Genomic DNA, 25212 nt, shown 5'->3' with positions numbered 1-25212 from the left:
ACGTTATTCGCGGCCGGCCGCTACCGGAATTCGCGGACTTTTGTGATCGCTACCAATTCCGGCGCGCGGCATTTCGATACGTTTCCCAATTCCCCACCACGAGGCATCGCCGAAGATCCGCATGACCGCGGGGACGAGCAGCACCCGCAGAATTGCGGCGTCGATGAAGAGCGCGGTCACCATGCCGACCGCGATGTACTGCATCATCACCAGGTCGGAGAGGGCGAAGGCGCCGCAGACGACGAGCAGGACGAGCGCGGCGGCGGTGATGATCCAGCCGGTGCGGGCGATGCCGGCGCGCACCGCCTCGGTGGTGGAGGCGCCCTCGGCCCGCGCCTCCACGATCCGGGCCAGCAGGAACACCTGGTAGTCGGTGGAGAGGCCGTAGATCACCGAGACGATCAGCACCAGGACCAGCGCCATGATCGGCTGCGGCGTGAAGCCGAGCACCCCCGCGCCGTTGCCCTGGACGAAGATCCAGGTCAGCACGCCGAGCGTGGAGCCGAGGCCGAGCAGGTTCAGGAATCCGGCCTGCAGCGGGAGCACGATCGAGCCGAAGGCGACCATCATGAGCACCGTGGTGATCAGGAAGACCAGCACCACCATGAGCGGCAGCCGGTCGAGCAGCGCGGCCACGCTGTCCCGCTCGCTCGCCGGTTGCCCGCCGACCAGCACGATGGTGCCCGGCGGGGTGGGCATGGCGCGCAGGTAGTCGATGGTCTCGTTCGCGTCGTACGAGTCCCGCACCACGGTGTTCGTCGTGAAGACGCCGAGGTCGGACTGCGCCTGCAGCGCGGCCGGGAACGGCGCCTGCAGCCCGGGCGCGCCGTTCGCGCGCTCCACCACCTCGCCGATCACCGAGGTGTCGAAGGTGATCACCACCAGGTCGACCGGGTTGATCTGGCGCAGCGGGAAGAGCTCGTCGAAGTGCTGCTGGGCGGTGCGGGTCGGGTGGTCGGGGGGCAGGAAGCGCTCGGAGATTCCGCCGAACGCGACGTCCCGCACCGGGGCGATGAGGATCAGCAGCAGCGCCACCACCGGCACCGCGACCAACCAGGGCCGGCGCATCACCCGGCCCGCGATCCGGCCCCACGGATTGTTCCGCTGCTCGATATCGGCCCGGCGGGCGTGGAAGCGGTTGCAGCCGAGCCGGTCCACCCGGTGCCCGAGGATCGCGAGCATGGCGGGCAGCACGGTCACCGAGACCGCGGCGGCCAGCGTCACCGTGATCATGGCGCCGAGCGCGAAGGAGCGCAGGAAACCGTGCGGGAACAGCAGGATCGCACCGGAGGCGAGCACCACGACGGTGGCGGAGAAGGCGACGGTCCGGCCCGCCGTCGCCACCGCGCGAGCGACGGCGTCCGGCACCGGGCGGCCGGCGGCCAGCTCCTCGCGGAACCGGCTGACGATGAAGAGCCCGTAGTCGATGGCGAGGCCGAGCCCGATCATCGACACCACCGGCGAGACGAACGAGTTCACCTCCATGACGTGGGTCAGCAGCCGGACGACGCCCCACGCCCCGAGTACGGTGAGCCCGCCGACGATGAGCGGCAGCGCCGCGGCCACCACCCCGCCGAACAGGAAGAACAGCAGCACCGCCACCGCCGGGATGGCGACCAGTTCCATCCGCCGCTGGTCGTGCGCCATCGTGTCGTTGAGCGCGAGCGCGACCGGCTGCGCGCCCGCCACCTCCAGCTCCACCCCCGGCAGCACGAACTCCTCCGCGATCTGCCGGTAGTTGTTCAGCACCTCGGTGTCGTCGCGGCCGCGCACCGCGACCGAGGCGAAGGCGTGCTCGCCGTCCGGCGTGCCGAAGACGTCGGGGACCGCGAGCCCGGTGTTCGTCTCCCAGTAGCTGCCGTTGATCTTCTCGATCCGGTCGGGGAAGCGCTCGGGCAGCCCGTTCAGGAAGCCGGTGACGGTGGCCGTGAACTCCGGGTCGTCCACGGCCTTCCCGGCCGGGGCGTGGAAGACCAGCAGCACGTCGGCGACGTGGTTGTGGCCGAACGCCTCGTCCTTCACCCGCAGCGCCCGCGCCGACTCCGAACCGGGGTCGTCCCAGCCGCTCACGCTGAGGTGCGGGTGCAGCCCGATGCCGTACCCGCCGAGCGCGAGCAGCCCGCCGACCACCACCGTGAGCACCAGGAACCGACGCCGGACGAGCAGCCCGATCCACCGGCCGAATCCACCGGACACAGCCACCTCCCGACCCTCGAACCGCACTCACCGACACGTGAAACATAGGCACCGGCAACGGCTTCCACAGCCCCCGGATTCGACCGGCTCGAAATCCCACAACTGATTCGGGACCGTGTTGTGAACTGTCCCTGAAACATCGAGCGGTACCTGTGAGCGTGGTTACGCTGACCCCGGTCGCCAGCTGCATCGGCCACATTCACGAGTCGCCCGGAAATCGGTGGCGCTCGAATCAAGTCCGGCTCGGGAGGATATGCATGTCGGATATCGCGATTGTCGGCATCGGTTGCCGTTTCGCCGGAGGAATCGACTCACCGGACACGTTCTGGGATTTCGTCCTCGACAAGCGTGACGGTGTCGTCGAGATGCCCGCGGACCGATGGGACTACCGCCGCTACTACGACCCGGAGCCGCGCACGCCCGGTCGCAGCTACACCAGGCACGGCGCCTTCATGACCACCGATCCGTGGGAGTTCGACCCGGACTTCTTCGGCATCTCGCCGCGCGAGGCCACCGTGCTCGACCCGCAGCAGCGGCTCATGCTCGAGGTCACCTGGGAGGCGCTGGACGACGCCGGGATCGCGCGGCACGCGGCAGGCGGCCCGGTCGGCGTCTACGTCGGCGGTTTCGTGGTCGACCAGTCGGTGATCGGCGTGGTCGGCCCGGCGCTGTTCCACACCGACATGCACACCCCGGCGAGTGCCTCGTACACCATGCTCTCCAACCGAATCGCCTACGCGCTCAACCTGGTCGGGCCCGCGATCACCGTGGACACGGCCTGCTCGTCGTCGCTGGTCGCCTTCCACCTGGCCTGCCAGGCGCTGGCGAACGGCGACTGCGAGGTGGCGCTGGCCGGCGGCGTGAACGTCATGCTGCAGCCGGAGACCTTCGTCCTCATGTGCAAGGGCGGGTTCCTCGCGACCGACGGCCGCTGCAAGTCCTTCGACGCCTCCGCCGACGGCTACGGCCGCGGCGAGGGCGCGGGCATGGTGGCGCTGAAGAAGCTGGACGACGCGGTCCGCGACGGTGACCGGATCTACGCCGTGGTCAAGGCCACCGGCTCGAACCAGGACGGCCGCACCACCGCCATCACCGTGCCGAACGTGGATTCGCAGGAGTCGCTTGCCCGTTCGGTGTGCGTGCGCTCGGGGCTGGCTCCGGAGTCGATCACCTACGTGGAGGCGCACGGCACCGGCACCCTGGTCGGCGACCCGGTGGAGCTGCGCGCGCTGGGCCGGGTCTTCGGCTCGCCGTCCGGGCGCACCGAATCGCTCGGCGTCGGCTCGGTGAAGTCGACGATCGGGCACACCGAGGCGGCCGCGGGCGTCGCCAGCGTGATCAAGGCCGCGCTGGCCATCAGGCACAGGACCATCCCGCCGCAGGGCTGGATCGACAAGCCCAACCCGGACATCCCCTTCGACGAGCTCGGGCTGCACGTCCAGACCGAGGCCGAGCCGCTGCCCGCCGACGCCCCGCCGATGTCGGTCGCGGTCAACGGCTTCGGCTACGGCGGCACCAACGCGCACGCCATCCTGCAGGAGTACCGCCCCGCCACCGTGGTCGAACCCGCCCGCGAGCCCAAGCACTACGGCGTGCTGCCGATCTCGGCCCGCGGCACCGCGGCGGCCCGCGCGCTGGCAGGCCGCTTCGCCGACCTGATCACCGGCGGCGCCGACCCGGCCCGGCTGGCCGAGGCCGCCTGGACCAGGATGGCGCACCACCAGCACCGCACCGGCATGCTGCTCGGCGACACCGACGACCTGGTCCGCGAGCTGCGCGCCTTCGCGGGCGGCGAGGGCAGGGACGCGGTGCGCACCATCGTGGCCCGCACCACCGAGCCGGTCTTCGTCTTCTCCGGCATGGGCCCGCAGTGGTGGGGCATGGCGCGCGAACTGCTCAGCACGGAAGGCGCTTTCGCCGAGGCCGCGAAGGAGATCGACGACGAGTTCCGCACGCTCGCGGGCTGGTCGATCATCGAGGAGCTGCGCAAGCCGGAGGAGGAGTCGCGGGTCACCAGCACCGAGGTCGCGCAGCCCGCGAACTTCCTGGTGCAGGTGGCGCTGGTCCGCGAGCTGGAGCGGTACGGCATCGCGCCGGCCGCCATCGTCGGGCACAGCGTGGGCGAGGTCTCCGCGGCCTACGTCAGCGGGGTGCTCTCGCTGCGCGACGCCGTGCTGGTCGCCTACCACCGCGCCCGGCTGCAGGCCACGACGGCGGGCACCGGCGGCATGCTCGCCGTCGGGCTCAGCGCCGACCAGGCCCGTGAACTGGTCGAGAACGACCCGCGGGTCGATATCGCCGCGATCAACAGCGCGACCTCGCTCACCCTCTCCGGCGACATCGACCGGCTGGACGAGATCGCCGAGAAGCTCACCGAGGACGGCGTTTTCGCGCGCCGCCTGCGGGTCGAGGTGCCCTACCACAGCCGGCTCATGGACCCGATCCTGGACGAGCTGCGGACCGTGCTCGCTCAGCTCGACCCGCAGTCGCCGACGATCCCGCTGTACTCCTCGGTCACCGGCGACGAAGTGACCGGCCCGGACTGGGGCGCCGAGTACTGGTGCGCCAATGTCCGCGAGCCGGTGCGCTTCGCCGACGCCATCGCGAAGCTGATCGCCGAGCGGCGGGTCTTCCTCGAGGTCGGGCCGCACCCGGTGCTGTCCGGCAATATCCGGGAGATCCTGCTCGGCGCGGACGTGAACGGCACCACGGTGCCGACGCTGGACCGCAAGCAACCCGACTCGGACAGCCTGCGCCGCACCCTGATCGGGCTGTACGGCGCGGGCGTGCTCGACCTGGACGCGCTGTTCCCGGCCGAGGACGGCACGGTCCCGCACACGCCGCTGCCGCGCTACCCGTGGCAGCGCACCCGGCTGCACTCCGCGCTCCCGCTCTTCGAGCAGGCCAGGCTCGGCACGCCGGGCGGTTACGCCATGCTCGGCGACCCGGACGTCGAGGGGCGGCCGGACTACCTGCTGCAGGTCGGCACCGAGCTGCTGCCCTGGCTGGCCGACCACGTGGTCAACAACATCAAGATCATGCCGGGCGCGGCCTACCTCGACGCCGCGCTCAGCGCCACCGCCAAGCGGCTCGGCGTCGACCGGGTCGCGCTGGAGCAGGTGCGCTTCGTCGCGCCGCTCATCATGGGCCAGCCGGACACCCCGCTGCTCGCGCTGACCATCGAGGAGGCCAGCGGCCGCTTCGTGATCCGCTCCCGCTCGGCCACCGGCACCGCGTGGACCCTGCACGCCACCGGCCGCACGCTGACCGGCAGCCACCGGCAGACCACGGTCGAGGTGCCGGAGATCGCGGTCGGCGTCGACGTCGACCCGGCCATGTTCTACACCGGGCTGGCCGCGGCCGGGCTGCAGTACGGCCCCGCGTTCCGGCGAGTACTCACCGCCCGCGTCGGGCAGGACGCGGTGGTCGCCACCGTCGACGGCTCGATCGCGGCGGGCTCCGGCCACCTCGCGCACCCCGCCGTGGTGGACGCCGCCATGCAGACCGCGGCGCTGCTCTTCGCCGAATCCCGCATCGACGAGGGCACGCTGGTGCCGGTCGGGGTGGCGGCGGCGCGCATGGTCGCGCCGCTGCCGGAGCGGGTCACCGTGGTCGCCAGGCGCGACCCCAACGCCAGGCTGCGCGCCGACGTCGACCTGCTCGACGATGACCACAACCTGGTCATGCGGCTGAGCGGGCTGCAGATCGGCGCGCTCACCCCCGGCCAGGACCCCCTGCGCCGGATGGCCGACTTCTTCTACGTCGAGACCATGGAGCAGCGCGACCCGCTCGACCCCACCGCGCTGCCGCAGGACTCGGTCAGCACGGTGGTGGTCGCGCTCGGCGGCAGCAACAGCCGGGCCGAGGCGCTGGCCGAGACGATCCCCGGCGCCCGGCTGCACCTGGCCGGGCTGACCGGCGAGGACCCGGCCGCCGGGCTGGCCGACACCCTCGCCGCCACCCGCGCGGACGGCACCGAGCGGCTGCACGTGGTCGTCGTCGCGGGCGCCGCCGAGGACGACGTCGCCCAGCTCTGGACGCTGGAGCAGGTCGCGGTCGCGATCGACGCCTTCGCACACCCGGCCGAGACCGAGCAGCGCGGCATCGGCGATGTCTTCGGCGACGGCGAGTGCCACGTCACCCTGGTCACCGAGCGCGCCTTCGCCATCCCGGACAACCCGGCGCTGCCGGACACCAAGCAGGCCGCGCTGGCGGGCGCCCGCCGCGTGTTGCTCAACGAGCAGACCACGCTGCGCTGGCGGCTCGTCGACGTCGAACCGAGCACCGAAACCGCCGATCTCGTCACCGAGCTCGCGGTCCCCGGCGCCTTCTGGAACGACAACCTGGACGAGGTCGCGTTGCGCTCGGGCACCCGCTGGGCCCCGCTGATCACCAAGCCGCTCCCGGACCGGCTGGAGGCGCTGGACACCCCGGCCCCGCTCACCGACCCGGAGGCCAATTTCGCCCTGGAGATGCCGCGGACCAGGGTGCTCTCCGCGCTGGCCTGGCGCGAGTGCCCCCGCCCCGACCCCGCGGCCGACCAGGTCGAGGTCAGGATGAAGGTCATCGGGCTGAACTACAAGGACCCGCTCAAGGTGATCGGGCTGCTCGGCGAGCGCGAACTGGCCCCCACCTACTTCGGCACCGTGCCGGGCATGGAGGGCGTCGGCGAGGTGGTCCGGGTCGGCTCGGGCATCACCGACATCGCCGTCGGCGACCAGGTCGCCATCGCCACCAAGGGCATGATGCAACGCTACGTGCTGGTCGACCGGAACCGGGCCATCCCGCTTCCCCCCGACGCCGACCCCGGCTACTGCACCAGCACCATCGCCTTCGGCACCGCCGAGTACGCGCTGCACGACCTGGCCCGGATCGAGCCGGGCGAGTGGGTGCTGATCCACGGCGCGGCGGGCGGCGTCGGCACGGCGGCCATCCAGGTCGCCAAGGACCGCGGGGCGCGGATCATCGGCACCGCGAGCACCGACGAGCGCCGGGCGCACGTGCTCGCGCTCGGCGCCGAGCACGCCATCGACTCCCGCTCGCTGAACTTCGTGGACGACGTGCTGGAGATCACCGGCGGCAAGGGCGTCGAGGTGGTGCTGAGCAGCGCGCCCGGCGAGATCCTGCGGCAGAACTTCAACGCGGTGGCCGAGTTCGGCCGCATCGTCGAGGTGGGCAAGGCCGACATCTACACCGGCGGCCTGCTGGAGCTGGCCAACTTCGACAAGAACGTGGCCTACTTCTCCATGGACCTGGACCGCCTGGTCGCGGTGGACGCGCAGCGGCTCATCTCACTGCTGCAGCGGGTCTACGAGAAGGTGCTGGCGGGCACCTACACGCCGCTCCCCTACCGGCTCTTCGAGACCGACGAGGTGGCGAGCGCCTTCGAGGAGACCATCCGCTCCACCGGGCTGCGCCGGATCGCGCTGCGCGTCGACTCGCCGCTGCCCGCCGTCCGGCCGTACCTGCCCGAGGTCGAGTTCGACGCCGCCGGAACGTATCTGGTGACCGGTGGCTTCGGCGGCTTCGGCATGGCGATCGGGCGCTGGCTCGCGCTGCGCGGCGTGCGGCGGCTGGTCCTGATCAGCCGCAGCGGCCCGGCCACCGACGAGGCGCACCGGCAGCTGGAGGCCTGGCACGCGGCGGGGGTCGAGGTGATCGACGAGCGGGCCGACATCACCGACGCCGCCGCGGTCGCGGCCGTCGTGGCCAGGGCGCACACCGCCGAGCACCCGCTGCGCGGCGTGTTCCACGCGGCGGGCTCGGTGGCGGACAACCGTCTGGCCGCCATGACCTACCGCGAGCTGGACATCGTGTACCGGCCCAAGGTGCACGGCGCCCGGGTGCTGCACCAGGCGGTCGCGGACGCCGGGATCACCCTCGACATGTTCGTGCTCTGCTCCTCCGGCGGCTCCATGTACGGCATCTACGGCCAGTACAACTACTGCGCCGCCAATGTCGCGGTGGAGACCATGGCACAGGAGTGGGCGCGGGGCGGCGAGCGGGCGCTCTGCATCGGCTGGGGCCACCTCTCCGGCGCCACCGGCGGCATGGCGGCCGACGAGACCGCGGTCAAGTACCTCGACCTGGTCGGCTTCGACCCGCTCGACATGGCCGACGCCACCGCCTACCTGGAGCAGACGCTGCGCCTCGGCGACCCGAGGGCCGGGATCATCCCGACCGACTGGTCCAAGCTCACCGGCACCTTCCCGCAGCTCACCCGGACCGGCCGGACCGTCGCGCTGGCCCAGGTCTCGGCGAAGGACACCTCGGAGCTGGCCCAGCTGCGCGCCGAGGTGGCCGCCATCGAGGAGGGCAAGCGCGGCGCCTTCGTCGCCCGCAAGATGGCCGAGGAGCTCGCGGTCGTCATGGGGGTGCCGGTGGAGTCCATCGACATGACGGTTCCCGTCCCCGAGCTGGGGCTGGACTCGCTGATGGCGGTGGAGCTCGGCGCCAGGGTCACCAAGACTCTCGGCATCGACCTGATGTCGCTGCAGATGGGCCGCTCGTTCAGCCTGGAGCAGGCCGGGCCGAAGGTGGCCGAGCTGATCCTGGCCGCGGAGTCGGCGAGCGGCGGCGGGCTCGACCCGTCCAAGCTGATCGCCGAGGCCGCGGCCGAGCCGGTGCCGGTGGGCGCGCCATCGTGACCGGCACCCGTCGAAACGAGGTTGCAGCATGGTCGAATTCGGCCTGATCGACGACTGGGCACCGGCGCCGGGCCGGTTGACCACTTGGACCGCGGCACCGGAGTCGGTGGCGCGGGCCAGGCTGGCACCGGCCCACCCGGCCCCGCCCTCGCACCAGCAGGAGCAGTACCTGAAGGCGGCCGCCCAGCACGCCGCGGCGGAGTTCCGCTACTCCGGGCTCTGCCTGGTGACCGCGGAGATCCCGACCGGCGAGCTGAACCGGGTGGCCATGACCACCGCGGTCAACGCCTTCCTGCAGCGGCACGACACCTTCCGGACCTGGTTCCGGATCGAGGGCGGCGCCGTCCGGCGGCACCTGGTGCCCGCCGACGACGTCGAGTTCGTCCCGGTCGAGCACGGCCGGGTCGACGACCCGGCCGCCGTCCGGGAGCACGTGCAGAAGACGACACCCGGCCCGTTCGAGTGGGACTGCTTCACCTTCGGCGCGATCGAGCGGGAGGAGTCGACCACCGTCTACCTCGCCGTCGACCACCTGCACACCGACGGCTTCGGGCAGTACCTCTCCGGCTTCGACCTCGCCATGCTCTACACCCGCGAGGTCTGGCCGGACGCCCCCGACATGCTGGAACCGGCCGCCAGCTACCTGGCCTATTGCACCGCCGAGCGCGCCTACACCGGGCAGATGTCGCTGACCTCGCCCGGCGTGCGCAAGTGGCTGGAGCTGATCCGCGGGAACGAGGGCAGGCTGCCGTCGTTCCCGCTCGATCTCGGGAAGCGAACCGACGGCTACAACCGCAGCGCGCACCGCACGGTCACGCTCTTCGACGAGGACACGGCGTCCCGTTTCGAGGAGCGCTGCCGGGCGAACGGGGCCGAGTTCGTCGGCGGCATCTTCGCCGCCGCCGCGCTGGTGGAGCGGGAGCTGATCGACAGCGACTACTACTTCGGCATGACCCCGGTGAGCACCCGCGGCAGCCTTGCCGAGCGGGCATCGGTCGGCTGGTACGTGACGCTGCTCCCGGTCGCCTTCCCGCTCGGCGCGACCTCGTTCGACCGGGTGGTGAAGCTGGCCCAGCACGCCTACGAGAACGGGCTCCGGCTGGCGCCCACCTCGTTCCAGCGGGTGGTCGAGCTGCTGCCCGCCGACTCCGACCTGGACCTGAAACCGGGCTGGTCCTGCCCGATGATCTCCTTCGTCGATGCCAGGGAGCTGCTCGGCAACGAGTTCTTCGACGCGGCCTCGGCCGGGCTCTACGCCAATCGGGCCGCCTCCGAACAGGTGCTGATCTGGATCAACCGGCTGGCGGCCGAGACCACGCTGAGCGTCATCTACCCGGACACGCCGGTGGCGCACGAATCGGTCGAGCGCTACGTCGCGGTGCTGCGGCGGGTCTTCGCGGCGGCGGCGGAGGGGAAGCCGTGATAGACACCGTGTTCCGCGATCCCGGCATCCCGGACGGGGAGAAGTCGGTCTACGCCGTGCGGGTGGCGAACCAATCCTCCGCGCTGGAGCTGGTCAGCGCGATCGGGCACGACACCGACGGGTACCGGTCGATCATCCAGGTCGGCTCCGGGGACTTCGCGGTGACCGTCGAGCAGCGCTTCCAGCGCGTCGGCGAGCGGCTCAGGGCGGCGAGCTACCGGGCCGAGACCAGGTCCGGCGGGGCCGTGGTGAGCCGGGAGGAGGCGAACTTCGTCGGGACGACGCACCTGCAGTTCGGTGGCGGCGTCGCGCCCTTCCCGGCCGATCTCATGCCGCTGGCCGGCGGGCTCACCCTGCTGCGCGGGCTCGACTTCGCCGATGGTCTGGAAGCGGACCTGGCGCTCTGGCTGGCCTTCTCGGTGCACATTCCGGTGAGCGCCAGGGTGGAGCAGCGCGCGGTGATCGAGGTGCCCGCCGGGGAGGTGGAGTGCTGGCAGGTGCGGCTGCGGCCGCGGCTCTCCGGGTTGAACGCGCTGCTGGAGAAGATGCTCAGCGGGTTCCTTCCGCCCGCGGTGGCGCACATCGAGGTGGCGGCGCCGCACCGGATGATCCGCTTCGGGTTCCCCACCGGGCCCATGCCGTGGGATCCGCGCGGGACCATGGAGCTGGTCTCGTAGCTCACGACAATTCGCGACCCCGCGCCGGCCGAGCCGACGCGGGGTCGCGGTGTGTGGGAAACCGGCGGCCGACCGCGCGCGTCAGACCCGGCGGCCGGTGTAGGCGAGCAGCCGCAGATGGTCCGGTGCGTCGTCGGCGACCGGGACCGCCGGGTCGAACCAGCCCGGCTGCCGGTAGGGATCGAGCCCACCGGCACCGACGACGGCCTCCAGCAGCGCGGCACAGAGCGCGTCGTCCGCGAGGTCCGGCCTGCCGATCGCCAGCGCGAGATCGGTCCCGTGCACCGTGAGCTCGAGCAGGTGCGCCAGCGCCGCGCTCGGCCCCGGCAGCTCGCCGAGCGGCGTCGGCACCGCGCGCTCCAGCGCGTCCGGACGACTCCAGGCCGCGCGGTCCAGCTCGGCGGCGGTGGCGAAGGCGCCGTGCGGGTCGGAGCCGAGCACGTCCTCCGGCAGCTCCGCGTCGCCGGTGATGTCGCTGAGCGCCGCGACCGACCCGTACATGACGGTGACCAGGTGGTCGAGCAGGGTGTGCACGTCCCATTCGGCGCAGAGCGTGGCCGCGCCGAGCGATCCGGGTTCCAGCGCGGCGACCGCGGCACCCGCGGTGTCCAGTGCGCGGTCGATCGCGGCGACCACCGTCTCCGTCTCGATACGGCCGATCGCGGGGTCCTGCACACGGTTCATGGGAATCCTTCTGGTCGATCGAGGCGATGCTGGCCCGAATACACACCGCTCACCAATGGAAACCCGAAATTGTGCGGCGCGCACCGCACAGCCGCCCGGGTTGACAAGGCAGGCCGGGATTGTCGGTCAGCCCGACCCTTCGCGCCGCTTTCCGTCCGGATCCGGCTCGGTGCGGGCGATGCCGTGCTCGGTGCCGTCGTCGGCATCCTGGTCCGGCTCCGGATGCTCCGGCTCGAAGGTCGCGGGCAGCCCCCTGATGTGCCGGTTCATCGACCGGATCAGCAGGAACGTCCCGGCGAGCAGCACGAGCACGATGATCAGCCCGAGCGGCGACGCCTTGCCGAACTCGGGCCCGGTCGGGGTGCCTGGCGTCTGCGCGAGCACCTCGGTGAGCAGCGGTAGCGCGGACATCACCGGTGCTCGTCCCCGATCCCGGCGAACAGGTCGTGCTCCGGGAGCGCGGTCTTGACCCTGGTCTGCGCGAGCTCGAACTCCTCGGTCGGCCAGACCCGCTTCTGCAGGTCGAGCGGGATCGCGAAGAAGGCGCCGTTCGGGTCGATCTGGGTGGCGTGCGCGAGCAGCGCGCCGTCGCGCTGCGGGAAGTACTCCGAGCACTCGATCTGGGTGGTCACCCGCGACATCACGTCCCCGCGCTCCACCGCGTACTTGCGCGAGCGGTCCAGCCACTCCTGCAGCGGGAAGGGCTCGCCGAGCCGGTCGTACTCCTCGGCGAAGCGCTCCAGCCTGCGCAGGCTGAACCCGTGGTTGTAGTACAGCTTGAGCGGGGTCCACGGCTCGCCCGCGCCCGGGAACCGCGCCGGGTCGCCCGCCGCCTCGAACGCGGCCACCGAGACCTCGTAGCAGCGGATGTGGTCCGGGTGCGGGTAGCCGCCGGTCTCGTCGTAGGTCGTCATCACGTGCGGCCGGAACTCCCTGACCACCCGCACCAGCGCCTCGGTCGCCTCCTCCAGCGGGACGAGCGCGAAGCTGCCCTCCGGCAGCGGCGGCGGCGGATCCCCCTCCGGCAGACCGGAATCCACGAAGCCGAGCCAGGTCTGGCGCACCCCGAGCGCGGCCGCGGCGGCGGCCATCTCCTCGCGCCGGATCTCGTGGATCCGCTCCAGCACGCCGGGGGTGTCCATGGCCGGGTTGAGGATGCTGCCCGCCTCGCCGCCGGTCAGCGTGACCACGAGTACCTCGTTGCCCTCGGCGGCGTACTTGGCCGTCGTCGCGGCGCCCTTGGATGACTCGTCGTCGGGGTGCGCGTGCACCGCCATCAGCCGGAGCCCGCTCACGTCCTGTTCACTCCGTCGCTCACCGTCTACCTCGCGCTCTCCGCCGTCTCGTCTCGGTGCCGTGAGGCACCCGATCCTCGCTTACCTATAGTTCCATCCAAACCCCGCTGTATTCCGACCACCCCCGGGAGCGTCCGACGATGACCGACTCGAGCTCGCGAGCAGGTGCTGCGCCTGAACCCGCGACGCAGGCGGAGATCGCCGAGGCCGAGCGGCGCCGCGCGAGCCGCAGGGCCGAGCGCTACGGCGGGGCGGGCCGCACCGAGCCGCGGCGCCGCCGCGCCATCGCGGCCGGGCTCGGGGTGCTGGTGGTCGCCGCCGGGGTCGGCGTCGGCTTCCTCGGCTACCAGAAGTTCGGCCCGACGGACGTCGAGGCCGAGCAGCTCGGCTACGTCGTCGTCGACGATTCCACGCTCGACCTGCGGATCAAGGTCACCAGGGACGATCCGGCGCAGCCGGTGGTCTGCATCGTCCGGGTGATGTCGCGCGACGGCGAGGAGACCGGGAGGCGCGAAGTGCTGGTCACTCCCTCGGTCCACGGCACCGTCGAGGTCGCCACCGTGATCCGCTCCTCGGAGCGGCCCGCCTCGGGCAGCGTCTACGCCTGCTCTACCACCGTTCCGGGGTACCTGCGCGCGGACTGACCCGATCCGGCCGCACAAAATCGACTTGACCTGCATATTTGTGAGTCATGCTAGAATGGCCTGACACACGGTTCCGGAACCCGGAGCCGTGTTTGCTGCATTGGCGGCCAGCGCGAGGCATTCCGGAAAGCACGACACCCTCCGATCGCGTCCAGCCGTCGGCCGATGCGTGCCCGCCTGCCCCGGTGGGTACAGCAGCGGTGTTCAGGGAATCCCGGCGCGCCGGGAACAACTACTAGGGAGTGATCGAGATGACCGAGAATGTGACCTGGCTGACCCAGGAGTCGCACGACAGGCTCAAGAGCGAACTCGACGCGCTCATCGCCAACCGTCCGGTCATCGCCGCCGAGATCAACGAGCGCCGCGAGGAGGGCGACCTCAAGGAGAACGGCGGCTACCACGCGGCGCGGGACGAGCAGGGCCAGCAGGAAGCCCGCATCCGGCAGCTGCAGGAACTGTTGAACACCGCCAAGGTCGGCGTCGCGCCGACCAAGTCGGGCGTCGCGCTGCCCGGCTCGGTCGTCAAGGTCTACTACGACGGCGACGAGGGCGACACCGAGACCTTCCTGATCGCCACCCGCGAGGAGGGGCTCGGCCACTCCGACCTGGAGACCTACTCGCCGAACTCGCCGCTCGGCGGCGCGCTGATCGACGCCAAGGTCGGCGAGACCAGGGAGTACAACCTGCCCAACGGCAACACCATGAAGGTGACGCTGGTCAGCGCGGAGCCCTACCACAGCTGAGCCGCTCCGCGGGGGCGCGGAGTGCCGCGGCCCCGCGCTACCGCGCCGGCTTCCCGGCCGAGGCCGGAGTCCGGGGCCACCTGAACAGCAGCGGCCGCACCCGATACTCGAGTGCGGCCGCTGGTTCATGTTCGTGTTCCCCTACTGCGCGAGCGCCTGCTCGACATCGGCCAGCAGGTCGGCCGCGTCCTCGATACCGACCGAGATCCGCACCAGGTCGGCGGGGACCTCCAGCTGTGAACCCGCGGTGGAGGCGTGCGTCATGGCGCCCGGGTGCTCGATCAGCGACTCGATCCCGCCCAGCGACTCCGCCAGCGTGAAGACCTTCGTCCCGGCGCAGAAGCGGCGGGCGGCCTCCTCGCCGCCGTGCAGCCGCACCGAGAGCATGCCGCCGAAGCGCCGCATCTGCTTGGCCGCGACGCCGTGCCCGGCATGCTCGGGCAGCCCCGGGTAGATGACGGTCGAGATGGCCGGGTGCCTGGCGAGGAACTCGGCGATCAGCTCGGCGTTGTCGCAGTGCCGCTCCATCCGCAGCGCCAGCGTCTTGGCGCCGCGCAGCGTCAGGTAGGCGTCGAACGGGCCCGGCACCGCGCCCGCGCCGTTCTGCAGGAAGGCGAATTTCTGGTCGATCTCGGCGTCGTCGGTGACCAGCGCGCCGCCGATCACATCCGAGTGCCCGCCCAGATACTTGGTGGTGGAGTGCAGCACGACGTCGGCGCCGAGGGTCAGCGGGGTCTGCAGGTAGGGGGTGGCGAAGGTGTTGTCGACCACGAGCAGGGCGCCCGCGGTGTGCGCCACGTCGGCCAGCGCCGCGATGTCACCGATGGTGAGCAGCGGATTGGTCGGGGTCTCGACCCAGATCAGCTTGGTGTCGGGCCGGACGGCGGCCCGGACCGCGTCCAGGTCGGCGATGTGCGCGGGCGAGTGCTCGATGCCCCACTGGGTGAACACCTTGTCGATCAGCCGGAAGGTGCCGCCGTAGGCGTCGTCGGGGATGACGATGTGATCGCCCGGGCGCAGCAGCGCCCGCAGCACACAGTCGGTCGCGGCCATCCCGGAGGCGAAGGCGCGGCCGTACCGGCCGAGCTCCAGGGCCGCGAGGTTTGCCTCCAGCGCCGTGCGGGTCGGGTTACCGGTGCGGGCGTACTCGTACCCGCCGCGCAACCCTCCCACGCCGTCCTGGGCGAAGGTCGAACTCGCGTAGATGGGTACGTTCACCGCGCCGGTCTGCGGGTCCGGTTCGAACCCGGCGTGCACGGCGCGGGTGGAGAATCCCAGCTCGCTCATGGCCCCAGCCTAGAACCGGGCACCGGCGTCCCATTCCCGGGGGGTGCGTGTGCCCGCCTGGTTACGCTGACCGGATGGCGCCCGACACACCCCGCACCCTCGACGAATTGTTCGCGACCGATGCCCTGCTGCAGCCGGAGGAGCGGGAGATCCGCGACACCGTCGCCGCCTTCGCCGCCCGGCGGCTGCGCCCGCACGTCGCCGACTGGTTCGAGGCGGGCACCTTCCCGGCCCGCGAACTCGCCCCTGAGCTGGGTGAACTCGGGCTGCTCGGCATGCACCTGGACGGCTACGGCTGCGCCGGGCTCTCCGCCACCGCGTACGGCCTCGCCTGCCAGGAGCTGGAGGCGGTCGACTCCGGCATCCGCAGCATGGTCTCGGTGCAGGGCTCGCTGGCCATGACCGCCATCCACCGCTACGGCTCCGAGGAGCAGAAGCAGCAGTGGCTACCCGGGATGGCCGCGGGCGAGCTGCTCGGCTGCTTCGGGCTGACCGAGCCGGACTTCGGCTCCAACCCCGGCGGCATGCGCACCCGCGCGAAGCGGGACGGCGACGACTGGGTGCTGGACGGCGCCAAGATGTGGATCACCAACGGCTCGGTCGCCGACATCGCGGTGATCTGGGCCTACACCGACCCCGACGAGGAGGGCGGCCGCCCGGTGGTGCGCGGCTTCCTCGTCCCGACCGACGCCCCCGGCTTCGTGGCGCGGGAGATGCACCGCAAGCTCTCGCTGCGCGCCTCGATCACCGCCGAGCTGAACTTCGACGGGGTCCGGCTGCCCGCCGACGCGGTGCTGCCCGGCTCGCGCGGGCTCTCCTCGCCGCTGGCCTGCCTCGGCGAGGCGCGCTTCGGCATCGTCTTCGGCGCGCTCGGCGCGGCCCGCGACTGCCTCGCCGCGGCGATCGAGTACTCGCGCAGCCGCGAGGTCTTCGACAAGCCGCTGGCCGCCTACCAGCTCACCCAGGCGAAGCTCGCCGACCTGGCGCTGGAGTACGGCAAGGGGCAGCTGCTCGCCATCCACCTTGGGCGGCTCAAGGACCGCGGCGAGCTCACCGCGGAGCAGGTGAGCGCGGGCAAGCTGAACAGCACGCGGGAGGCGATCGCGATCGCCCGCGAGTGCCGGACCATCCTGGGCGCCAACGGGATCACGCTGGACTACCCGGTGTTGCGGCACGCCAACAACCTGGAGTCGGTGCTCACCTACGAGGGCACCGCCGAGGTGCACCAGCTCACCCTCGGCAAAGCCCTCACCGGGAGCAATGCCTTCCGCTGAGCACCGTGTCACGAAGCGTCATCGGGGGGTCACCCCGCGGTCACCCGATAGCCCGAAATGTCCCGCATCCTGGAACGACCATGCTCCACCGGTCGTTCCAGGAGGTGCACCGTGTGCACACTGCCGTTCGCTCTTCCCGCTACGCCGGGAGACTCCGATGCGCGATGCTGAACTCCCGGACCGCCGAGAACTACTGGCCGCCTTCGCCGCTCCGGCCGAAGCGGGCGACGACCCGGTGATCCGATCGGCCGCACTGCTCGCCGAACTGCACCGGCAGCGGCACCTCGACCCGCTGGCGGCAGCCGGAATCGACTGCCGCCGAGCCGAACTCGTCGCCGCCGTCGACCTCTGGACCGATGCCGCCCGGCCCGCGCGGGTGCGCGGCGTCTCGCTCGGCGCGCTGCTGGATCGGATGGCAGCGGCGCACGTGCACGCCGGACACCTCCTGCACAGCTGCGACAAGGTCGCCGAGACCAGGGTGCACGCCGCCTGGTACCGGCTGGCCATCCTGGCCGACGAATGGAGCGATCTCGTCGCGGGCTACCTGCCCGAGCGCGGCACCGCCACCAGCCGCTGACCGGGGCGGCCCCACGCGGGGAGCGTCCGAACTACTTGCCGATCGCGCCGACGCTGAGGAACCCGAGCAGGTCGTGCCTGGTGATGACGCCGACCGGCTTGCCCTCCTCCACCACCATGAGCGCGTCGGTCTCGGACAGCGCCTTGGTGGCGGCCGAGATCGGCTCGCCCGCGCCGATCAGCGGGAACGAGGCGCTCATGTGCTTGGCCACCGAGTCGGTGAGGTGCGCCCGCCCCTCGAACACCGCGGAGAGCAGGTCGCGCTCGGAGACGCTGCCCGCCACCTCGCCCGCCATCACCGGCGGCTCGGCGCCGACCACCGGCATCTGGGAGACGCCGTACTCGCGCAGGATCTCGATGGCGTCGCGCAGGGTCTCCGACGGGTGCGTGTGCACCAGGTCGGGCAGCTCGCCGGACTTGCCGCGCAGCACGTCGCCGACGAGCGGCTCGGCCGCGCCGTCCAGCCGCTCGCGCAGGAAGCCGTAGGAGCTCATCCACCGGTCGTTGAAGATCTTGGAGAGGTAGCCGCGGCCGCCGTCCGGCAGCAGCACCACCACGACGGCGTCGGGGTCACGCCGGGCCACCTCGATGGCGGCGACGACGGCCATGCCGCAGGAGCCGCCGACCAGCAGCCCCTCCTCGCGGGCCAGCCGCCGCGTCATGTCGAAGGAGTCGGCGTCGGAGACCGCGATGATCTCGTCCGCGACCTTCGGGTCGTAGGCCGACGGCCAGAAGTCCTCGCCGACGCCCTCGACCAGGTACGGCCTGCCGGTGCCGCCGGAGTACACCGACCCCTCCGGGTCGGCGCCGATCACCCGCACCCGCCCCTCGGAGACCTCCTTGAGGTAGCGGCCGGCGCCGGTGATGGTGCCGCCGGTGCCGACACCGGCGACGAAGTGCGTGATCCTGCCCTCGGTGTCGGCCCAGATCTCCGGGCCGGTGGTCTCGTAGTGGCTCCGCGGCCCACCGGGATTGGAGTACTGGTCCGGTTTCCAGGCCCCGTCGATCTCGCGGACGAGCCGATCGGAGACGCTGTAGTAGCTGTCCGGGTGCTCCGGCGCGACGGCGGTCGGGCAGACCACGACCTCGGCGCCGTAGGCGCGCAGCACGTTGCGCTTGTCCTCGCTCACCTTGTCCGGGCAGACGAAGACGCACTTGTAGCCGCGCTGCTGCGCCACCAGCGCCAGCCCGACCCCGGTGTTCCCCGACGTCGGCTCCACGATGGTGCCGCCGGGGCGCAACTCGCCGGACTGCTCGGCGGCCTCGATCATCCTGACCGCGATCCGGTCCTTCGAGCTGCCGCCCGGGTTCAGGTACTCGATCTTGGCCGCCACCAGCCCGGCGTTCGGCCCCACCACCGAGTTCAGCCGGACCAGCGGGGTATTGCCGATGAGGTCGACGACGTGCTCCGCGATGCGCATAGCTCCATCGTTGCAGAAGCCGCCCGGACGTGCCGCTTCGCGTTCCGCTCAGCGCCCGGGCACCTGGTTGATCAGGTCGTCCACCGACATCCCCAGCTCCCGCGCCACCGGCTCGGCGCCGCGCGCGGCGAGCAGGGTGCCGATGGCGTGCCGCGGCGAGGTCGCCGCCACCAGCGCCGCGAACTCAGGGCCGAGGATCCCGGCCAGCCGCTGCGCCAGCACCGCCGCCCGCGCCGACTCATCCACCATCCGGTGCGCGCGGTCCCGCACCTCCGCCGCCCGCCCCGGCGGGACCCGGGTGATCACGGCCCGCGCCGGTGCGGTCCCGAAAGACGATGCCGCGAGCAGCGTCTCCGTGCTGTCCGGCGCCGCGGCAGCCCGCGGGTGGTCGTTCTCCGTCTTCTTCGTCATGTCCACTCCTCTCCAGGAGACGGCCGATCCACGGCTCCCGTGCTCTGAGCACCGCCCACCGGCGCTCGACGGCGCGGGCCGACGGCTCGCCGAACAGCTCGGCGACCTCCGCGTGCGTGTGCCCGCAGGCCTTCCCCCAGACAATGTTCCGGTCGCGCTGGGGCAGCCGGAGCAGGTGTTCGCGCAGTACCGCACGGTCGGTGACCAGGCGGGCCGGATCGGCGGCCTGCTCGGTCTCCCGGCGGACGGCGGAGAGGGTCAGGTGGTGTCTGACCTCCGCACGCCGGTACTTCTTGAACTCGTTGACGAACGCGATCGCGCACTTCGCGGCGAACCAGGTCGTCAGGCTCGCACCCCGGTCGGAACGCCAACCGGTGCCGGCCCGCGATTCCGCGCGGAAGGCGAAGAGCGCCTCCGCAACGGCGACGTCGACGAACTCCGCGCGGAATTCGCGATCGCGCAGGAACCGGGCGCGCTCCTCGGCGCCGAGCGTGAGCGGCACGCCTGCCGCCGCGGCCCGGCGGCCGATCTCGCCGGTGGCCAGCCAGGCACCGAGCACGGCGATGCCGTAGCGGCAGACCTCGGTGGCGAAGCGATCCCAAGCGGGCCCGGCGAAGTTCTCGGCGCGCAGCAGCTCGAAGAGCGCGCCGTCGCCCGGCGGGCCGGGACCGTAGGCGCTCCTGCCGACCGGTTCTGTGGTCATGGGACTCCCCCTTCTCGGAGTATGCGTTGTTGTAGGCGCTCACGCCTCCGGATCTCCCCGCCCGCTCCTGGCGAGCTGGCCGGCGAGCGCGCACCCGCCGCTGAACACGGTGACCGCGGCGCCGAAGTCGCCGTGCGCGGCGCTCGCGGCGGCGAGCGCGGCCGAGGTCAGGAAGACCAGGACCGGGACGGCGGTGGCGCCGGGGCGTCTGCCGTCGCCGGACGGTTTCGGGGTGTCGGGGTGCATCTGTCCGCTCCTCGCTCGAGTGGCTCGTACCCCGTTGTAGGCACGCCGGACTCGCCGCCCCCCGCACCCCCGTACGAGCCCCTAGGATCGGAGGGCATGAGGAAGCTCACCATCGCCCGCGCAGCCACCGTCCTGGCCGGGGCGGCCGTGGCGACGACGCTCGGGGCCGGGGCGCAGGCCGCCGCGGCCACCGTCGAATTCCCGCAGGTGCCGACGCTGGCGCGCGGCGGGCTGTGCTGGACCAGCGTGCGCACCTGGGCCGATACCGGCCCGCAGTATCCGGGCCGGGCGATCCTGAACATGCGGGCCGAGCCGGTCGCCGGCGTCGGGCCAGGCATCTACCCGTTCGCCCCGCTCTGCGAGGTCCGCACCACGATCGCGTGGCGCAACCTGAACACCGGCGCGACGGGGGTCTACGAGAACCTGGTGGTCACCGGGATCTACGGCAGCATCCAGTACGCGCTGTTCCAGGACACCGGGCCGGGGCGGATCGAGGTCACCGTGACCACCGACAACGCGAGCGTCCCCGCCCGCGGCACCTTCGACGTCGCGGGCTGACCGTCCCACGGAACGGCATCGGCGCCGCCGCTCGGGCCGCCCGGTTTGTAGAATGCGCAAACGTGGGTGTTCCTCGCATGGGTTGGCGTGCCGCCGCCGCGGCGGGAGCGGGCGCGGTGCTCGCCGGTTCCGGCGCGGGCACGGCCTGGTGGTTCGGGTACCGCAAGCTCATGGAGCAGGCGGGCGCGGCGCGCGGCGTGATCGGCAGGGACAGCTCCAAGCCGCCCGAGGCCGACGGCATCTACGCCCCCGGCGGCGAGCCGCCGCAGCGCTGGCGCGCCGGCCGCGAGTTCGACCTGCACCTGATGATCTTCGGCGACTCCACCGCGGCCGGGCTCGGCGCGCTGAGCGCCGAGGAGGTGCCCGGCGTCCGGCTGGCCCGCGGCCTGGCCGAGGCCACCGGCAACCGCATCCGGCTGAGCACGAAGGCCATCTCCGGCGCCACCTCCAAGGGGCTGGCCGGCCAGGTGGACGCCATGTTCGTGGCCGGCCCCCCGCCGGACGCCGCCGTCATCCTGGTCGGCGCGAACGACGTCACCAAGAAGCACTCGATCCGCCTGTCGGCCGCCCGGCTCGGCACCGCGGTGACCCGGCTGCGCGCCGCGGACAGCGTCGTCGTGGTCGGCACCTGCCCGGACCTCGGCATCGTCACCGCCATCGCGCAGCCGCTGCGCGCGGTGGTGGAGAACTGGAGCGTCCGCCTGGCCAGGGCGCAGACCGCGGCCACCCGCGCCGCGGGCGGCCACCCGGTCCCGATGGGCAACCTGCTGGCGCCGCGGTTCCGCGAGGCCCCCGAGCTGCTCTTCGCCGCCGACGGCTTCCACCCGTCCGCCGCCGGCTACGCGCTGGCCGCCGAGCACCTGCTGCCCGCGCTGCTGGCGGCGCTCGGCGTCGAGGCCGGGCTGCTGCACCAGGCCGAGGCACCGGACGCGCCGGCGCCCGGCGCGCGACGCCTTTCGGACCGAGCCCGCGCCACGTAGATTTCTACTGGCGAGTAACCGAATTCGCACCACGACAAAGGAGTCCTCATGCCAGAGGCCGTCATCGTTTCGACCGCGCGCTCCCCGATCGGCCGGGCCCGCAAGGGCTCGCTGGCGGAGCTGCGGCCGGACGACCTCACGACCCAGGTCGTGCGCGCCGCGCTCGACAAGGTGCCCGCCCTCGACCCGGCCACGATCGACGACCTGATCGTCGGCTGCGGCTCCCCCGGCGGCGAGCAGGGCTTCAACATCGGCCGCGTGGTCGCGGTCCAGCTGGGCTACGACACCCTGCCCGGCACCACCGTGCACCGCTACTGCGCCTCCTCGCTGCAGTCCACCCGGATGGCGTTCCACGCCATCAAGGCCGGCGAGGGCGACGTGTTCATCTCCGCCGGGGTGGAGACCGTCTCCCGGTATGTGAACGGCTCGGCCGATTCCTGGCCGAACACCCAGAACGGGGTCTTCGCCGAGGCTCAGGCCCGCACGGCAAAGACCGCCGAGGGCGGCTCCGGCATCTGGCACGACCCGCGCGAGGACGGGCTGATCCCCGACGTCTACATCGCCATGGGCCAGACCGCGGAGAACGTCGCCACCTCCACCGGGATCACCCGCGAGGAGCAGGACCGCTGGGGCGTGCGCTCGCAGAACCGCGCCGAGGCCGCCATCGCGTCGGGGTTCTTCGAGCGCGAGATCACCCCGGTCACCCTGCCCGACGGCACCGTCGTCACCAAGGACGACGGCCCGCGCGCCGGGGTCACCTACGAAGCGGTCTCCGGGCTCAAGCCGGTCTTCCGCCCCGACGGCACCGTCACCGCGGGCAACTGCTGCCCGCTCAACGACGGCGCCGCGGCCCTGGTGATCATGAGCGACACCAAGGCCAAGGAGCTCGGGCTGACCCCGCTGGCCCGGATCGTCTCCACCGGCGTCTCCGGGCTCTCCCCGGAGATCATGGGGCTGGGCCCGATCGAGGCGGTCAAGCGCGCGCTGGCACTGGCGGGCAAGACCATCGACGACATCGACCTGGTCGAGATCAACGAGGCCTTCGCCGTCCAGGTCCTCGGCTCCGCCCGCGAGCTGAAGATCGACGAGGACCGGCTGAACGTCTCCGGCGGCGCCATCGCGCTCGGCCACCCCTTCGGCTCGACCGGCGCCCGGATCACCACCACGCTGATCAACAACCTGCAGACCCACGACAAGCAGTTCGGTCTGGAGACCATGTGCGTCGGCGGCGGCCAGGGCATGGCACTCATCATCGAGCGGCTCAGCTGAGCTAGCACGCGAAGCGGGGCGGTCACCGATCGGTGACCGCCCCGCTTCGCGTCGGTGACTAGTCGTTCTGGAAGTAGCTCAGCAGCCGCAGGATCTCGACGTAGAGCCAGACCAGGGTGATGGTCAGGCCGAAGGCCACGCCCCAGGCCGCCTTCTCCGGCGCCTGCGCGCGGATCAGCTGATCCGCGGCGTCGAAGTCGAGCAGGAAGCTGAACGCGGCGATCGCGATGCAGACCAGGCTGAAGATGATGGCGATCGGGCCGCCGTCCCGCAGGCCGAGGCCGCCGTCGATGAAGAAGCTCGCGACCAGGTTGCCCAGCGCCAGCACCACGACGCCGATCAGGGCGCCGACGATCATGCGGGTGAAGCGCGGCGTGACGCGGATGGCGCCGGTCTTGTAGACCACCAGCATGCCGGCGAAGACGCCGAAGGTGCCGAGTACCGCCTGCCCGATCAGCGCACTGCCGCCCGCGCCGCCGAACTCGATATTGGTGAACATGAAGGACAGCGCGCCGAGGAAGAAGCCCTCCGCCACGGCGTAGGACAGCACGATGGCCGGGTTGTCCATCTTGTTGCCGAAGGTCGCCACCAGCACCAGGACCAGCCCGATGAGACCGCCACCGATCACGAAGGCGGGCGCCAGCGAGGTGTTGGCGTTGGTCAGCGCGTAGGAGATGACGGCGGAGACGGCGAGCACCGCGAGGGTGATGCCGGTCTTGGTCACCACGTCGTCGATCGTCATCGACCTGGTGGCCGGCGGCGCCTGGTACTGCGGCGCCTCACCGTACTGCTGCGGCGGGTACTGGCCGTGCGGCTGCTGCTGGCCGAACTGGCCGGCACCGGCTACGCCGGAACCGAAGTTCGCGTAACCGCCCACTCCCTCCTGCCGAGGCAGGCGCCGGAAGACTGGATTGGAGGAGGTACGCAAGGGATCCCTTTCTCGAGTCCGGATCGCGTCTACTGCTGGTCCGTACAACGCCCGCCCCCCGGAAACAGTTCCCGGTCAGCGGACAATTCGGACTCTACCGTTCTACGTCCCGTAAACCACGTACCGATCTTGTCACCGTGAATTTCTGGTTGCGGGCGATGACCTCGGTGTGGCCGACCAGCCGCGCCGTCACGCCGCGGTGGTTCAGGTGGCTGTTGTAGACGGTCCACAGCTCACCGCCGGGCCGGAGCACCCGGCCCGCCGCGGTGAACATCTTGATCGCGGAGCCGGTGTGCACGGCCGCGCCGATGTGGAAGGGCGGGTTGCAGAGCACCAGATCGGCGCTCTGCGGCGGCAGCGAGGCCATGGCGTCGTCACGGACGACGCGCACCCGCTCGGCCACCCCGTTCGCCGCCGCCGTCGCCACGGCCGAGGCCACCGCGGCGGCGGACTGGTCGGTGCCGGTGACGGTGATCCGCGGCCGCGAGCGGGCCAGCGCGACCGCCAGGATGCCGGTGCCGCAGCCCAGGTCGATCGCGTTGCGGGCGTCCGGCTTCATCCGGTCCAGGTGCCGCAGCAGGAAGCGGGTGCCGATATCGAGCTTGGGGCCGGAGAAGGCGGCGCCGTGCGCGACCACGTCCAGCCCGAGTTCGGCCAGGTGCTCGCGCACCGGGAAGCGCGGCTCGCCCACCGGCCTCGGCCCCGACACCAGCAGCGCGCGGGATTTCTGCCGCCCCCGGCTGGCGCGCACCTCGGTGAAGCTCTCGCCGAGCACCTCGTTCATGGCGGGGGTGAGGTACTTGTCCCGGCCCGCGGCGAAGACGAGGACACCGGGGTCGGCGTACCTGGCGACGGCGTCGGCGATCTCGGCGAGCCCGGCCAGCCCGCGCGGCAGCCGGAGCAGCACGACGGTGGCGCCGGTGAGCAGCGAGGCGCCGAGCGGGTGGCCCCGGTAGCGCCCGGAGAGCTCGAGCGCGCGGGCGTTGGCGGCGAGCGCGAGCTCCCCGGTGAGCACGTCCTGGTGCACCCGGATGCCGTGCAGGTCGTGCGAGACGGCGGCGCCGAGGGTGAGCGCGCCGTAGCCGTCGTCGATCACCGCGACCCGGCCCGCGCCCGCCCCGGCGAGCGCATCCGCCGCCACGTCGAGCAGCAGGCGGTCGGCGGCGTCGACGGCATAGAGGTTCGCCGCCTCCACATCCGGATACCGGCGCAACCGGCCCAGCACGTCGTCCACATCGCCCACGGCTCTC

21 protein-coding genes are annotated in these 25212 nt (G+C 72.0%); 10 read left to right on the top strand and 11 right to left on the bottom strand.

Annotation, left to right across the window (positions count from 1 at the left end; all coding sequences use genetic code 11):
• Positions 1 to 3: 3 nt before the first annotated feature.
• Positions 4 to 2196 (bottom strand): MMPL family transporter, encoded by a 2193-nt coding sequence (locus ACFO0B_RS01150; protein WP_378610359.1) that lies wholly within the window; start codon positions 2194 to 2196, stop codon positions 4 to 6.
• A 257-nt stretch (positions 2197 to 2453) separates the two neighbouring features.
• Between ACFO0B_RS01150 and ACFO0B_RS01145 the strand changes: the two genes are divergently transcribed.
• The 3 genes from ACFO0B_RS01145 to ACFO0B_RS01135 are packed head-to-tail and all read left to right on the top strand — an operon-like array spanning position 2454 to position 10943.
• Positions 2454 to 8843, top strand: a complete 6390-nt coding sequence (locus ACFO0B_RS01145; protein WP_378610358.1) for a type I polyketide synthase — start codon at positions 2454 to 2456, stop codon at positions 8841 to 8843.
• Between the two features lie 28 nt (positions 8844 to 8871).
• Positions 8872 to 10266 (top strand): condensation domain-containing protein, encoded by a 1395-nt coding sequence (locus tag ACFO0B_RS01140; RefSeq protein ID WP_378610357.1) that lies wholly within the window; start codon positions 8872 to 8874, stop codon positions 10264 to 10266.
• Positions 10263 to 10943: a hypothetical protein gene (locus ACFO0B_RS01135; RefSeq protein WP_378610356.1), complete on the top strand. Its 681-nt coding sequence runs from the start codon at positions 10263 to 10265 to the stop codon at positions 10941 to 10943. The genes ACFO0B_RS01140 and ACFO0B_RS01135 overlap by 4 nt, the downstream gene beginning before the upstream one ends.
• An 81-nt stretch (positions 10944 to 11024) precedes the next feature.
• Here ACFO0B_RS01135 and ACFO0B_RS01130 read toward each other — a convergent pair whose 3' ends face one another.
• The 3 genes from ACFO0B_RS01130 to mca form a co-directional block, all read right to left on the bottom strand.
• A complete protein-coding gene (locus ACFO0B_RS01130) occupies positions 11025 to 11627 on the bottom strand; it encodes a TIGR03086 family metal-binding protein (RefSeq protein WP_378610355.1) in 603 nt (200 codons plus the stop codon).
• A gap of 126 nt (positions 11628 to 11753) precedes the next feature.
• Positions 11754 to 12038 (bottom strand): hypothetical protein, encoded by a 285-nt coding sequence (locus ACFO0B_RS01125; RefSeq protein ID WP_378610354.1) that lies wholly within the window; start codon positions 12036 to 12038, stop codon positions 11754 to 11756.
• Positions 12038 to 12922 (bottom strand): mycothiol conjugate amidase Mca, encoded by an 885-nt coding sequence (gene mca, locus ACFO0B_RS01120; RefSeq protein ID WP_378610353.1) that lies wholly within the window; start codon positions 12920 to 12922, stop codon positions 12038 to 12040. Before mca ends, ACFO0B_RS01125 begins: the two co-directional genes overlap by 1 nt.
• Before the next feature lie 140 nt (positions 12923 to 13062).
• Here mca and ACFO0B_RS01115 point away from each other — a divergent pair, with 140 nt between their 5' ends.
• Positions 13063 to 13566, top strand: a complete 504-nt coding sequence (locus ACFO0B_RS01115) for a DUF4307 domain-containing protein (RefSeq protein WP_378610352.1) — start codon at positions 13063 to 13065, stop codon at positions 13564 to 13566.
• 251 nt (positions 13567 to 13817) lie between these two features.
• Positions 13818 to 14309 carry a transcription elongation factor GreA gene (gene greA, locus ACFO0B_RS01110; RefSeq protein WP_233020386.1) on the top strand — a complete coding sequence of 164 codons (492 nt, stop codon included), beginning with the start codon at positions 13818 to 13820 and terminating at the stop codon, positions 14307 to 14309.
• A 141-nt stretch (positions 14310 to 14450) separates the two neighbouring features.
• Here the strand turns inward: greA and ACFO0B_RS01105 are convergent, their stop codons facing one another.
• Positions 14451 to 15596, bottom strand: coding sequence for a cystathionine gamma-synthase (locus ACFO0B_RS01105; protein WP_378610351.1), 1146 nt, complete (start codon positions 15594 to 15596; stop codon positions 14451 to 14453).
• A 74-nt stretch (positions 15597 to 15670) separates the two neighbouring features.
• Here ACFO0B_RS01105 and ACFO0B_RS01100 point away from each other — a divergent pair, with 74 nt between their 5' ends.
• Positions 15671 to 16870 carry an acyl-CoA dehydrogenase family protein gene (locus tag ACFO0B_RS01100; protein ID WP_378610350.1) on the top strand — a complete coding sequence of 400 codons (1200 nt, stop codon included), beginning with the start codon at positions 15671 to 15673 and terminating at the stop codon, positions 16868 to 16870.
• Positions 16871 to 17027: 157 nt separating this feature from the next.
• A complete protein-coding gene (locus ACFO0B_RS01095) occupies positions 17028 to 17447 on the top strand; it encodes a DUF4254 domain-containing protein (RefSeq protein WP_378610349.1) in 420 nt (139 codons plus the stop codon).
• A gap of 31 nt (positions 17448 to 17478) precedes the next feature.
• Here the strand turns inward: ACFO0B_RS01095 and ACFO0B_RS01090 are convergent, their stop codons facing one another.
• From ACFO0B_RS01090 to ACFO0B_RS01075, 4 genes are read right to left on the bottom strand one after another with little or no spacing between them, the layout of a single operon-like run.
• Positions 17479 to 18867 carry a cystathionine beta-synthase gene (locus tag ACFO0B_RS01090; protein WP_378610348.1) on the bottom strand — a complete coding sequence of 463 codons (1389 nt, stop codon included), beginning with the start codon at positions 18865 to 18867 and terminating at the stop codon, positions 17479 to 17481.
• 48 nt (positions 18868 to 18915) lie between these two features.
• Positions 18916 to 19116: a hypothetical protein gene (locus ACFO0B_RS01085; RefSeq protein ID WP_378610347.1), complete on the bottom strand. Its 201-nt coding sequence runs from the start codon at positions 19114 to 19116 to the stop codon at positions 18916 to 18918.
• The gene (locus ACFO0B_RS01080; protein ID WP_378610345.1) at positions 19106 to 19981 is read right to left on the bottom strand and encodes a hypothetical protein; all 876 of its coding nucleotides are present in this window, start codon (positions 19979 to 19981) and stop codon (positions 19106 to 19108) included. Before ACFO0B_RS01080 ends, ACFO0B_RS01085 begins: the two co-directional genes overlap by 11 nt.
• 39 nt (positions 19982 to 20020) lie before the next feature.
• Positions 20021 to 20227, bottom strand: coding sequence for a hypothetical protein (locus ACFO0B_RS01075; protein WP_378610344.1), 207 nt, complete (start codon positions 20225 to 20227; stop codon positions 20021 to 20023).
• A gap of 96 nt (positions 20228 to 20323) precedes the next feature.
• On the opposite strand from ACFO0B_RS01075, the gene ACFO0B_RS01070 reads away from it, so the two are divergent.
• The 3 genes from ACFO0B_RS01070 (at position 20324) to ACFO0B_RS01060 (ending at position 23034) form a co-directional block, all read left to right on the top strand.
• Positions 20324 to 20785 (top strand): hypothetical protein, encoded by a 462-nt coding sequence (locus ACFO0B_RS01070; protein WP_378610343.1) that lies wholly within the window; start codon positions 20324 to 20326, stop codon positions 20783 to 20785.
• Positions 20786 to 20862: 77 nt separating this feature from the next.
• Entirely contained in the window at positions 20863 to 21765 is a 903-nt protein-coding gene (locus tag ACFO0B_RS01065) for an SGNH/GDSL hydrolase family protein (RefSeq protein WP_378610342.1), read from the top strand.
• Between the two features lie 48 nt (positions 21766 to 21813).
• Positions 21814 to 23034 carry an acetyl-CoA C-acetyltransferase gene (locus tag ACFO0B_RS01060; RefSeq protein ID WP_378610341.1) on the top strand — a complete coding sequence of 407 codons (1221 nt, stop codon included), beginning with the start codon at positions 21814 to 21816 and terminating at the stop codon, positions 23032 to 23034.
• 58 nt (positions 23035 to 23092) lie between these two features.
• Here ACFO0B_RS01060 and ACFO0B_RS01055 read toward each other — a convergent pair whose 3' ends face one another.
• Both ACFO0B_RS01055 and ACFO0B_RS01050 read right to left on the bottom strand, forming a co-directional pair.
• Entirely contained in the window at positions 23093 to 23962 is an 870-nt protein-coding gene (locus tag ACFO0B_RS01055) for a Bax inhibitor-1/YccA family protein (protein ID WP_378610340.1), read from the bottom strand.
• Between the two features lie 94 nt (positions 23963 to 24056).
• Complete coding sequence (locus tag ACFO0B_RS01050; protein WP_378610339.1) at positions 24057 to 25205, bottom strand: class I SAM-dependent methyltransferase; 1149 nt, start codon at positions 25203 to 25205, stop codon at positions 24057 to 24059.
• Positions 25206 to 25212 lie beyond the last annotated feature (7 nt).

The organism is Nocardia jiangsuensis (genome assembly GCF_042650385.1).
Classification (GTDB): domain Bacteria; phylum Actinomycetota; class Actinomycetes; order Mycobacteriales; family Mycobacteriaceae; genus Nocardia; species Nocardia jiangsuensis.
Note: the sequence above shows the minus strand (reverse complement) of the source record. Positions and strands in the feature narration are given on the sequence as shown.